The sequence below is a fragment of the Arthrobacter sp. P1_B4 genome, assembly GCF_056406555.1.
Map to the genome: position 1 here is coordinate 1 of NZ_JBFTZW010000089.1, position 12,200 is coordinate 12,200.

Genomic DNA, 12,200 nt, shown 5'->3' on the forward strand with positions numbered 1-12,200 from the left:
GGTCAGTGTCGAGTGGGCGATCGCGTCAGCCATTTGCTCCAGCACAGTGGTGTTGACGTTGGCGATGGTGTCGCAGGCCTGGTGGTAGCAGGCGTCATGCGCCACGTTCGGTGTCCCGCCGAACACTGCCGCTTCCGCCGCCGTCTTAAGGTCTTCCGCGCCGGTGAACAGGCCACCCGCCGGAATCCCGTTGTTGATGAACCCGGAGTAGTCCGAGCGCCCGTCGAACTGGGTCGGCGCAGTAGGCAGGTTCTGGGACTTGAAGTAGTCCAGGAAGACCTTCTCGACGAGCCCGGAGCCATTGGGGCCCTTCGTGCCGAAGGAGGAGCCGTCGCCGTCGTAGACGAACCGCACAAAGTTCGGCGAGCCGACCATGTCGAAGTTGAGGTTGACCGCGTGGGCCTTGATCTGGCTCGCCGTCAGCTGGGATGTGTAGAAGTCGGAGCCGACAAGTCCGGGTTCCTCCCCTCCCCAGAAGGCGAAGCGGACCCTGTTCACGGGGGTCTGGCCCGACTTCTTCAGCTGGATCGCCGTCTCGAGGATGGCGGCTGTCCCGGTGCCGTTGTCGTTGATGCCCGGCCCTTCCGGCACGGAATCCAGGTGCGCACCCACCAGGACGGTGCGGTCCGCGCGTCCGCCGGTGTCGGCCAGGATGTTGAACGAGGTCAGCTTGGTGACGGTGGAGTTCACGGCGAGGTGCATGCTCACGCCGTTCAGCCCGGCGAGTTCGGCGCCGGTGGCGAAGCTGGTGCTGACCACCGGGATACCTGCCTGAGGCGCGTCCAGCGTGCCGCCGAAGAGGGCAAAGCGCTCGTCCGCCGGGTCCGCATTGCCCTGGTTGAAGATGATGACGCCTGCCGCCCCGGCCGCGGCGGCGTTGTCCGCCTTGATCCGGAAGGTGCAGGTGCCGCGCTGGATCAGGGCGATGTTGCCCGCCGTGAACCCGCCGAAGTCGGCTGCCTCGCAGCCGCTGGTGGAGGCCCGGTCGCCGGCCAGGTTGATGTCGACGGCGCTCAGCGGGGCCGTGACGTTGCCGGAACCGGAATAGTTCATATCGAGGAAGCCGTCCGGGGCGTCATAGGCGTAGGTTCGCGGGGAGGGCGAGAGGCGCTCCATCGACGCCGAGACGGTGTCGTAGCGCTCGTAGGGGAAGGTTTGCCGGACCGGGGCGTAGCCGGCGGCCCACAACTTGCGCTCGATGTACTGGGCGGAGGCTTCGTATCCCGGAGTGCTGGCAGCCCGAGTGCCACCGTTGGCGTCCGCGACGGCCTGGAGGGCCGCGAGGTGTTTCATGATGTTTGTTGCCGACACGGCAGCGCGCAGGGGTGCCGTGTTTGTTCCGTTGTCAGCGAGTACGGGCGGCGCAAGGCTGGCCGCCAGTCCGATCGAGGCGGCGATGGCCGCGCGGCGGATATTCCGGCGTTGCTTCATAGGGTTCTCCTGGATTCGGCTGCGGAATCCAATCCGGGCGTCCTTGCCCGCATGGGTGAGATGAAGCTATCGGAAGCACCTTGGGCAAAGGTTGAGAGAACCAGACGCCGGCGGAGCAGCCGCGACGGCACAGATTTCCGTCGCCGGGCCCGTTCCCGCCGACGGGACGTCAGGCGTCGATGCGCTCCCGGTCCAGGTTGGCGGCGCCTGCAATGATGAAGTCCTTGCGCGGCGCCACGTCCGAGCCCATGAGGAGGTCGAAAGTCTCTTCGGCCTGCTTGGCGTTCTCGATCCCGACCTTGCGGAGCGTCCGGTGCCGCGGGTCCATGGTGGTTTCGGCCAGCTGCTCGGCATCCATTTCGCCCAGCCCCTTGTACCGCTGGATCGRCTCTTTGTAGCGCTTGCCCTCCTTGGCGAGCCGCGCCAGCAGGACATGGAGCTCAGCCTCGGAGTAGGTGTAGATCATCTCGTTGGCCTTCTGGCCGGCGTTGACGACCTCCACACGGTGCAGCGGCGGGACGGCGGCGAAGACGCGCCCCTCGTCGATCATCGGACGCATGTAGCGGAAGAAGAGCGTCAGGAGCAGGGTCCGGATGTGGGCGCCGTCGACGTCGGCGTCGGTCATCAGGATCACTTTGCCGTACCGGGCGGCGCTGATGTCGAACGTGCGGCCGGAACCAGCCCCCACCACCTGGATCAGGGCAGCGCACTCGGCGTTGGAGAGCATGTCCCCCACCGAGGCCTTCTGGACGTTGAGGATTTTGCCGCGGATCGGCAGGAGCGCCTGGAAGTCGGAGGACCGCGCCAGCTTGGCGGTGCCGAGCGCGGAGTCACCTTCGACGATGAACAGTTCGGAGCGTCCGACGTCGTCGGTGCGGCAGTCGGCGAGCTTGGTGGGCATGGAGGAGGTTTCCAGCGCATTCTTGCGGCGCTGGGTTTCCTTGTGGACCCGCGCCGAGATGCGGGACTTCATCTCGCTGACGATCTTTTCCAGCAGCAGCGCGGACTGGGCCTTGTCGTTGCGGTTTGCGGAGGTCAGCTTCGCGGTGATCTCTTGTTCCACCACCTTGGCCACGATGGCCCGGACGGCGGAGGTGCCCAGGATTTCCTTGGTCTGGCCCTCGAACTGCGGTTCGGCCAGCCGGACGGTCAGGACCGCGGTCAGGCCGGCGAAGATGTCGTCCTTTTCGATCTTGTCGTTGCCGGCCTTGAGCTTGCGGGCATTGGTCTCCACGGCCTTGCGGAAGGTCTTCAGCAGGGCCTGCTCGAAGCCGGACTGGTGGGTGCCGCCCTTGGGCGTGGAAATGATGTTGACGAAGGTCCGGACCGTGCTGTCGTAGCCGATCCCCCAGCGCAGCGCGACGTCGACCTCACAGTCGCGTTCGACCTCCGCGAGCTGGCTGTGGCCCTTTTCGTCGAGGACGGGGACGGTTTCCTTGAATTTCCCGGCACCGTGGAGGCGCCAGATATCCGTGACGGCGGGGTCGGCGGCGAGGAAGTCGACAAATTCGGAGATGCCGCCGTCGTGGTGGAAAACCTCTTCATGCGGGCCCGATTCTCCGGGCGTGCCGGCAATCCTGCGTTCATCCCGGACCGTGAGCTTCAGCCCGGGGACCAGGAACGAGGTCTGGCGGGCACGCGCGGCGAGGTCATCGTAGGAGAATTTGGCGTCGGGCGTGAAAATCTGCCGGTCCGCCCAGTAGCGGATCCGGGTTCCGGTCACGCCGCGCTTGGCCTTGCCCACGACATCGAGCACAGAGCCGTCGATGAAGGGTTCGAACAGGGTCGCGGGGTCCGGTTTGGTGCCCGGATCCTTGAACCGGCCCGGCTCCCCCCGGCGGAAGGACATCTTGTATGTCTTGCCGCCGCGGTCCACTTCGACGTCGAGACGGGCCGAGAGCGCGTTGACCACCGAGGCGCCCACGCCGTGAAGGCCGCCGGAAGCGGTGTAGGAGCCGCCGCCGAACTTTCCGCCGGCGTGCAGTTTGGTGAAGACGACCTCGACGCCGGTCAGCCCGGTTTTCGGTTCGACGTCCACGGGGATGCCGCGGCCGTCGTCGTGGATCTCGACCGAGTTGTCCGCGTGGAGGATGATCTTGATGTCGTGGCCGAAGCCGGCGAGTGCCTCATCGACGGAGTTGTCGATGATTTCCCAGAGGCAGTGCATGAGGCCGCGGGAGTCCGTGGAGCCGATGTACATGCCCGGGCGCTTACGGACGGCCTCGAGGCCCTCCAGCACGGAGAGGTGCCGGGCGGTGTAATCAGAACTGGGTGCCACGGGTCGTGAACTCCTTACAGGATCGGGACGGCCACCGCAGCGTGCGCCGGCGGCAGTCACAGAATTTGACGCTCTTCCTAGGTTAGTCGGACCCCGGGTGATCGACGGTCTGCCACTCCCCGCGGGGGCTCTCTGGCCACCCGCCGTTACTGAGACGTGATACGCGGACAGCGAAAGTAGGCCATCCGTGCCATGGTTTGGCCACGAATGCTGGTTATATAGGTATACCGATCTACTAAGGAGGCCGAACATGACAACAGCAGTTGCGGACCGCACACTGACCGCCGCAGACCGGTGCGATCGTTGCGGAGCACAGGCATATGTCCGAGTTGTTCTCGGTGCCTCCGGCGGTGAGCTTCTTTTCTGCGGCCACCACGCACGCGCCGTAGAACCGACCCTCAAGCCGCTCAGTTCAGACTGGCATGATGAGACTGACCGCCTTCACCAGAAGGCCCCGGTTCCGGTCGACTAGACCGCACCGGTTTCAGCCCGGCACCCTACAGGGTTCCGGGCGACCTGAGACCACTGCATCAGGGCCCCTCCATACCGGAGGGGCCCTGATTCGTTAAGTGCTGGTTCGTCAGGTGCCGGTTCACTTAGGTGCCGCGCACCCGGCTGCAGCGGCAAAAAGCAATGCGGGGTCCCTTCCGGCCCGTTCCTCCGGTGAGGATGGGCGGGAAGCGACCCCGCATTGCTGGGAACCTTTACCCGGTCTGCGACCAGTGGCGCTTAGTCCAGGTAGTCGCGCAGGACCTGTGAGCGCGACGGGTGCCGCAGCTTGGACATGGTCTTGGATTCGATCTGGCGGATGCGCTCACGCGTCACACCGTAGACCTTGCCGATTTCGTCTAAAGTCTTCGGCTGGCCGTCGGTCAGGCCGAAGCGCATTGCTACCACGCCGGCTTCGCGCTCGGAGAGCGTGTCCAGCACCGAGTGCAACTGTTCCTGCAGCAGGGTGAAGCTCACGGCATCCGCGGGAACCACGGCTTCGGAGTCCTCGATGAGGTCGCCGAATTCGGAGTCGCCGTCCTCGCCAAGCGGGGTGTGCAGCGAGATGGGCTCGCGGCCGTACTTCTGGACCTCCACGACCTTTTCCGGGGTCATGTCGAGTTCGAGAGCCAGCTCCTCCGGGGTGGGTTCGCGACCGAGGTCCTGCAGCATCTGGCGCTGGACGCGGGCCAGCTTGTTGATGACTTCCACCATATGCACCGGGATGCGGATGGTGCGGGCCTGGTCGGCCATGGCGCGGGTGATCGCCTGGCGGATCCACCAGGTGGCGTAGGTGGAGAACTTGAAGCCCTTGGTGTAGTCGAATTTCTCGACCGCACGGATCAGGCCCAGGTTGCCTTCCTGGATCAAGTCCAGGAACAGCATGCCGCGGCCGGTGTAGCGCTTGGCCAGCGAGACGACGAGGCGGAGGTTGGCCTCCAGCAGGTGGTTCTTGGCCCGTTTGCCGTCGTGGATGACGAATTCGAGCTCGCGCTTGAGTTTCGGGTCCATAGTGCCGTCGTCGGCGGCGATCTTTTCTTCAGCGAAGAGACCGGCCTCGATCCGCAGGGCCAGGTCTACTTCCTGTTCAGCATTCAGCAGGGCGACCTTGCCGATCTGCTTCAGGTAGTCCTTGACGGGGTCGGCGGTGGCGCCGGCAGACATAACCTGCTGCACCGGAGCGTCGTCGTCGTCGGCGTCGGAGTAGACGAAGCCGGAGCCGGTGGTGGCCGCGGCCTTGCCGGCGACTTCCTCGCCTTCTACTTCGTCGCCGAGCTCGGCGGCGTCCGGCGTGATGTCGTCGAGATCCTCTTCGGCGTCGACGTCATCGTCAGACGTACTGGCAGAGTTGCCGGCGGCTTCTGCCGCGGCTTTCGCGCCGGGCTTGGGCCCGCGCTTCTTGGGCTCAGGCTTGGCGACTGTGTCGCCACCCTCTGCGGAAGCGGCGTCCTTGACAGCCTTGTTGGCTGCGCGCGTAGCGGCGCGCTTGGCGTTGGTCGCCGCCTTCTTCTCCTCAGGGGACAATTCGGCCTGGTCGGCGGGTTCCTTCTTCGCGGAAGACGGGGTCACTGAAAACCTTTCTAGCTGCGGTCTGCGGAATCACCATACGGGCAACACCACTATGACCCTGTCAAGTCCGTGTTCAACATCAGGTGCAACCACGACCAGCAGAGCCACTAAGTAGAACTGCTGGCGCGGCCTTAATGTTCCCCGTTTCCAAGGATCATTTAGGGCACTTGATACACGGACCCAACCGGGTCTCGGCAACCATTGTCTCACGGTTTTCAGGCCGGGTGCCTTTCGCGACGCCGGGTCGACGATATCGCGGCGGCTTCGCCCGCTGCGTCAGGAACTCATGCGGCGTCCGGGGCAAACTTCTGCCAGGCCGCCTCCCGCCTGGCAGCCCAGCCGCAAAGGGTGCCGCGCCGGCCAAGCTCTGCCAGCAGTTCCGCGAGCCTGTATCCCGGGTGGCCCTGCAAGGCCTGACGGTAGAGCGCGTCGGCGTAGGAGCCGCGGCCACGGCACCATTCGATCCAGCCCCGCGCCGTCACGGCGGCTGCCGTTGCCTCCCCGTCACCAAGACGGCCGAGCCGTTCCAGGACCCGCTCGAGCCCGACCATCAGGGTCCAGTCCGGGACCGACGGCGCCAGTCCGAGCAGGACTTCCCCGTAACCGGGAACAGCTCCGGCTGCAGGCACGGTGCCGGCGGCGGACCCGCCGCTGCCGGGTGCCACCGGCAGGGGCATCCGCGGAGCGGTCCTGGACCGGGAAGCGGGGCCGGACATTGGACCCGGCAGGGGGCTGGGCGTCGGTCGGGGCCGTGAGGCGGGCGTGTTATCGGGGAAAGCGGCGGACCCGGGGTCTGGGTCGAAGATACCGAAGTCCTCGGCGCCGCGTTCGGCCGCGGACCGTCCGGCGGCCGCCATCACCAGGACCGCATCCCGCCATGACGGAATGCACAGGCTGGCCCGCAGGTAGCCGGCGAGTTCCGGTGAGAGCTGAAGCGGCCGGCCAATGGTCCAGGGATCGGGCGTCCCGGAGCCGGTGGTCCCGGCGTCGGGCGTCCCGGAGCCGGTGGTTCCGGCGTCGGTGGTTCCGGCGTCGGTGGTTCCGGCGTCGGTGGTTCCGGCGTCGGTGGTTCCGGCGTCGGGGACGGCACCCCTAGCCACGTCACCCGGGGTGGGGACCGGAAGGCACTCCCGGCCAATGGCGGCGTGCATGGCGATCGTCCAGACATCGAGGACCTGGTCGAATTGGGCCCGGTCCCGCCGTCGCGGGGAGAATTGCTCCGCCCAGCCGCACTCGGCGAGGCTTACCGCGGGGTCCACTGGCAGCGGCGCCGGGGTGGTCCCCTGGGCGCCGGGGACCGCGCCGACGCTGCTGCCGCGGTAGACCATCTCGGCGTTGAGCCTGCTGTTCCTGATCTGCTCGACCGGACGGCCGGGCATCCCACAGCAGTCCGGGTCGCTGCAGTGCGCGTTGCGCCAGAACTCAGTACCGATAATCCAGGCATCCCTCAAGGGCAATCCGGCTGCCTCAAGGGCAAGCTCGAGTTCTTTGAGCAGGTCCGCCCACGCATGGCCGTCGCCGGCGCTGTCCGTCTCCGTGTCGGCGTCGGCGTCGGCGTCAGTGAAGTAGGCCAGCAGCGAACCGTCGGCCGCGTCGTCCGCCTGCAGATAGGCCACGACATTTCGTGCGAAACCGGCCAGCATGTCGCTCCGGCCTGAGCCGCCTCCGGGCACGGGGAGGTCGACCCGCAAGGTGGCTCCGAGACGTTTGCCCTGCAAGGTCATGGCCACGAGGCTGTTTTCCGGCCAGTAGCCGAGGGAGTGCGGGATGAAGCCCAGGATGTCTTCGGGGCCGGTGATTCTCAGGTGATCGGGAGCTGTCATAAGCCCAGCTTCGCGGCGGCCGCGTCCCCGGCGACAGTACCGGGTTGCGCTATGTGGATAAACGAGGGTGGATAGCCGACCGGGGATAGCCGTCCGTGGAGAAGCAACAGTGACTGGACGCACAAGGCACGAACGCGTGATGACAATCGCCGGCAGACGGAGCCCATACCGGCCAACAGCTGGTTCAGGGCGTGCGGCGGCGCTCCGCGACCAGCCTGCGCTGCTCGGCCAGGGACTTGAGCAGCGGCGGAACCATGACTCCCTGGGCCGCCATCTGGCGCCGGACCTTCCGCCGGGTCACCACGATGGCTCCTGCTCCCCCGGCCAGCAGCAGGAACTGCACGCTCAGGGCCACGCGGAACGGATCCAGGCCGTAGAGCTCCCCCTGCGAGAACCCGGTGGCATGCAGGACGTCGAGTACCAGCCCGATCAGGTAAATGGACACGAGCGCGGCGATGAAGCCGCCCACGTTGACGATCCCGGTGGCGGTGCCGAGCCGGTGGGCCGGGTTGAAGGTCCGGGCGAAATCGAAGCCGATCATGGAACCGGGGCCGCCGACGGCGAGGGTCACCACCAGCGCAGCCAGGAGCCAGAGCGGCGCGCGTCCCGGCACCAGCAGAACCGCCGCCCAGGCGGCAGCGGTGCATCCGGAAATGAACAGCACCATAGTGGAGCGCCGCAGCGGATGCCGGGCAACGAATCGGCCCATCAGGGGTCCGGCGGCGATGGCGCCGGCGACGTACAGCGCCATGAGGGCCGAGACCGTGCCGCGGTCCAGTCCCTCGGCGGAAATCAGGAAAGGGTAGCCCCACGTCATGGCAAAAACGGTGCCGCTGAACTGGACGGTGAAGTGGCTCCACAGCCCGAGCCGGGTCCCGGGTTGCCGCCAGGCGTGTCCCAGCGAAATGCCGGTGGCGCGCAGCCCCTGGGACTGTGCCGGTGCGGAGTGCCCGGGCGGAAGGTCCTGGAGCAGGATCAGCACCAGCACGACGGCGAGGCCGGACATCGCGGCGAGCGTCAGGAAGGCGGGAGTCCACCCCGCGGAGTGCAGGATCATGGCGAACGGCACCACGCTGAAGAGCTGGCCGAGCTGGCCGGACATGCCGGTCAGCTGCGTCAGGAGGGGGACGCGCCCCGGGGCGAACCAGAGCGGGATGAGCCGGATGACGGAAATAAACGTCATGGCGTCACCGGCGCCCACCAGGACACGTCCCAGGACTCCGCCGGGAATGTTGTCGGCAAACGCCAGCTGAAGCTGGCCGAGTCCCATCAGGACACCACCGCCCGCGAGCATCGCGCGGGAGCCGAACCGGTCCACCAGAATGCCCACGGGAATCTGCAGCGCCGCATAAACCAGCAGCTGCAGCACGGTGAAGAAGGAGATCTCCGCGGCACTGGCGTGGAAGCGTTCCGTTGCCTCCAGGCCGACCACCCCGAAGGAGGTCCGTTGGCTGACCGCCACGAGATAGGCGAAGATCCCGACGATCCAGATCAGCCAGGCGCGGGGAGAGGTCACTCCCCCATTATGCCCGGCTTAGGATAAATAGTATTTATTCGCCGGGTTCTTTACGGGCCAGGTACGCCTCGACGGCGGCACCAAGAGCGTCGGCGTTGGGCAGCTGGTCGTTCTCGTCTGCCAGCAGCGACCTCCGGACCGTCCCCTCGGCCYTTTCGTCGTACCGGGCCTCCAGCCGTGAGACCACCTGCTGGACCTCCTCGGATGCCTCGATCTGCTCGGCAATCTGCCGGCCCACCTCGCGTCCCGCCTCGCGCAGACGGTCGGTCGGCAGCATGAGCGACGTTGCCGCGCCCAGGTACTCGAGCCCGGCGACGGCGGCTGTGGGGTATTCGGCTTCGGCCAGGTAGTGCGGCACATGGATCACATAGCCGGCGATGTTCCGGCCGGCCTCCGTCAGCCGCAGCTCCAGGATGTGGCCCACCGCGGCCGGCACCTCCACTGTGGGCTTCCAGACAGAGATTCCCTCGATCAGCTCCGGCCGGTTGCCGTGCACGGTCACACCGACCGGCCGGGTGTGGGGAACGGGCATCGGGATCGAATGGATCCAAGTGACGAGGTTGACGTCGAGCTCCTCGACGAGACCGACGACGGCGCGCGCGAAGCGCTCCCATTGCAGGTCCGGCTCGAACCCGGCAAGGAGCAGGAACGGACTGCCCAGTCCGTCGACCAGCCGGTAGAGCGCCAGGCTCGGTGCCTGGTAGTCCTGCAGGTGGTCCTCGACGAAACTGACCTGCGGGCGCCGGGACCGGTAGTCGATCAGCTGGTCGGCGTCGAACTCGGCGATCATCTCGGCATCGAGCGTGTCCAGCAGTTCAGCGGTGATCTGCCGGACCACGTGGCCCGCGTCGGCGAAGCCGGTGAACCCCATGACGAGGTTGAGTCCGCGCAGTTCGGTGCTGGAGAACAGCGCGTCATCACGGATATAGAGCGACTGGGGATCCAGCAAAGAGCCGGAAATCCGTTCAATCACGGCGTGTTCCTTTCACGATGGCGGCGGTGGGAGAAGCGGGGCGCAGTCCGCCATTCGGGCGGTGCCTGGCGGAACGGCCAGTCAGGCAGATCCTCCCGGCCAGTCCCATGGAGCACTCACCGCTCCGCAGCGTCTCTACCAATACAACGCCCCGGCACCCGGGCTAATTCCTGCCCGGGGTGTGCTCCAGCTCTCATTCGATTGAATTTCCGCACGGTCGAGAGACTACGATCGGTGATGGCCCTAGGGCCTGTTTTGCAGACACCGGGTTGCGTCCCAAACCGACGGCGCCCCGGGATCCGTGGCAGGACGCCAAACATGCAGTTCCTGCCGAATATCACCGAGAACCATCACAGAGAATTGAGGACTGTCCTCGTGGTCAAGAATAGTGAAGTCAAACTTAGTGCAGTCGCAGGGGATTTGAAGAAGTCCCCCAGCGATGCCCTCGTCATCGGCGTCGGACAGGGTCCTGACGGCCCCGTTCTGCTCGACAATCCGCTGACGGCCAAGGCCGCGGAGGCCCTGGCGGAATCACTGAGCGTTCTTGGCATCACCGGCGCGGCGGACCAGGCTAACCGGCTGCCCGGCCTGCCCGAGGCGGGAGCGACCATCCTGCTGCTCGCCGGCGTCGGCAAGCTTTCGGCCACGCAGCCGCTCTCCGAGGAGGCACTGCGCCGCGCCGCCGGCTCGGCCGTCCGCCAGCTGGCCGGCGTCGCCACCGTCACCCTTGCCCTGCCCACGACCACCCTGGCCGAGGTCGCGGCGGTCGCCGAGGGCGCCGCGATGGGCGCCTACTCCTACACGGAGTTCCGGTCCTCCAAGGACGGGCTCAAGGACCCGGTGAAGAACGTCATCATCCGCACCGACTTCGCCACGGACAAGGCGCTGGCGCCGGTCCTGAACCGGGCATCCCTGATCGGCACGGCCGTGAACGCGACCCGCACGCTGGTCAACCAGCCGCCGAGCCACCTCTACCCCGAGTCCTTCGCCGACGCCGCCAAGGAACTGTCCAAGGGCCTGCCGGTGAAGGTGACCGTCTGGGACGAGAAGCGTCTTGAGAAGGAGGGCTTCGGCGGCATCCTCGGCGTCGGCAAGGGCTCCACCCGGCAGCCGCGCCTCGTAAAGGTCGAATACGCCCCGGCGAAGGCCACGGCCAAGATCGCCCTCGTGGGCAAGGGCATCACCTTTGACACGGGCGGCATCTCCATCAAGCCGGCCCTGGGCATGGGCGACATGAAGTCCGACATGGCGGGTGCCGCCGTCGTCCTCAACACCGTCCTGGCCCTCGCGGGCCTCGGGCTGCCCGTCAAGGCGACCGCGTGGCTCTGCATCGCCGAGAACATGCCCTCCGGCGCTGCACAGCGCCCGGCAGACGTTCTGACGATGTTCGGCGGCAAGACCGTTGAGGTCCTCAACACCGACGCCGAGGGGCGCCTGGTCATGGCCGATGGCATCGTCGCCGCCAGCCAGGAATTCCCGGACGCCATCATCGACGTCGCAACCCTCACCGGCGCCCAGCTCATTGCCCTGGGCGACCGCACCGCCGGCGTGATGGGTTCCGACTCCCTCACCGGCGCCATCAAGACCGCCGCGGACCGGGCCGGCGAGCTCGTCTGGCCCATGCCGCTGCCGGAAGAACTCCGGGCCAGCCTCGACTCCCAGGTCGCCGACATCGCCAACATCGGCGAACGCCACGGCGGCATGATGACCGCGGCCGTCTTCCTGCGCGAGTTCGTCGGCAAGGGCAAGGACGGGGAACAGATCCCGTGGGCGCACATCGACATCGCCGGCCCGTCGTTCAACAACGGCAGCCCCTACGGCTACAACCACAAACAGGGCACGGGCAGCACCGTCCGCACCCTGGTGGCCTACGTCGAGGACATCCTCGCCAAGACCGTCTAGCGCGCATCGCGGCTTTGTGGCCGGGGCGCCGATGCCTTCCCGGCCACAAAGGCGCGTGACACTGGACACAAGCGCTCCACAAACGCCATGGCAAGGTGGAGCATGTATTAGTGGTTCGCTAAGGTAAACCTTGTTTCCCAGAAGCAGACCCCAATGTAGTAGTCACAAATGAAAGGGAACCGGCCGGCTGGCACAATCACAGCAGACAGGTTCCAAGAC

8 protein-coding genes are annotated in these 12,200 nt (G+C 66.7%); 2 read left to right on the forward strand and 6 right to left on the reverse strand.

The genetic code is table 11. The annotated features are described in order from the left end of the window. Together AC1D1W_RS17585 and AC1D1W_RS17590 are read right to left on the reverse strand one after the other, a co-directional pair. Window positions 1-1,431, reverse strand: a 1,431-nt coding sequence (locus tag AC1D1W_RS17585; protein WP_476944359.1) for a M20/M25/M40 family metallo-hydrolase, incomplete at its 3' end; no start/stop codon positions are given. A 169-nt stretch (window positions 1,432-1,600) separates the two neighbouring features. After that, window positions 1,601-3,709, reverse strand: coding sequence for a DNA gyrase/topoisomerase IV subunit B (locus AC1D1W_RS17590; protein ID WP_476944360.1), 2,109 nt, complete (start codon window positions 3,707-3,709; stop codon window positions 1,601-1,603). Window positions 3,710-3,959: 250 nt separating this feature from the next. Between AC1D1W_RS17590 and AC1D1W_RS17595 the strand changes: the two genes are divergently transcribed. Next, a complete protein-coding gene (locus AC1D1W_RS17595; protein ID WP_026266251.1) occupies window positions 3,960-4,181 on the forward strand; it encodes a DUF7455 domain-containing protein in 222 nt (73 codons plus the stop codon). Between the two features lie 257 nt (window positions 4,182-4,438). Here AC1D1W_RS17595 and AC1D1W_RS17600 read toward each other — a convergent pair whose 3' ends face one another. From AC1D1W_RS17600 to AC1D1W_RS17615, 4 genes are all read right to left on the reverse strand, one after another. Then, window positions 4,439-5,767 carry an RNA polymerase sigma factor gene (locus tag AC1D1W_RS17600; protein ID WP_028276426.1) on the reverse strand — a complete coding sequence of 443 codons (1,329 nt, stop codon included), beginning with the start codon at window positions 5,765-5,767 and terminating at the stop codon, window positions 4,439-4,441. 284 nt (window positions 5,768-6,051) lie between these two features. Further along, on the reverse strand, window positions 6,052-7,590 hold the full coding sequence (locus tag AC1D1W_RS17605; protein ID WP_476944361.1) for a DUF4192 family protein: 1,539 nt from the start codon (window positions 7,588-7,590) through the stop codon (window positions 6,052-6,054). 184 nt (window positions 7,591-7,774) lie between these two features. After that, a complete protein-coding gene (locus AC1D1W_RS17610; RefSeq protein ID WP_028276425.1) occupies window positions 7,775-9,106 on the reverse strand; it encodes an MFS transporter in 1,332 nt (443 codons plus the stop codon). 34 nt (window positions 9,107-9,140) lie between these two features. Next, window positions 9,141-10,079, reverse strand: coding sequence for a proteasome assembly chaperone family protein (locus AC1D1W_RS17615; protein ID WP_476944362.1), 939 nt, complete (start codon window positions 10,077-10,079; stop codon window positions 9,141-9,143). Window positions 10,080-10,454: 375 nt separating this feature from the next. Between AC1D1W_RS17615 and AC1D1W_RS17620 the strand changes: the two genes are divergently transcribed. Beyond that, a complete protein-coding gene (locus tag AC1D1W_RS17620; RefSeq protein WP_476944363.1) occupies window positions 10,455-11,981 on the forward strand; it encodes a leucyl aminopeptidase in 1,527 nt (508 codons plus the stop codon). Window positions 11,982-12,200: the final 219 nt, after the last annotated feature.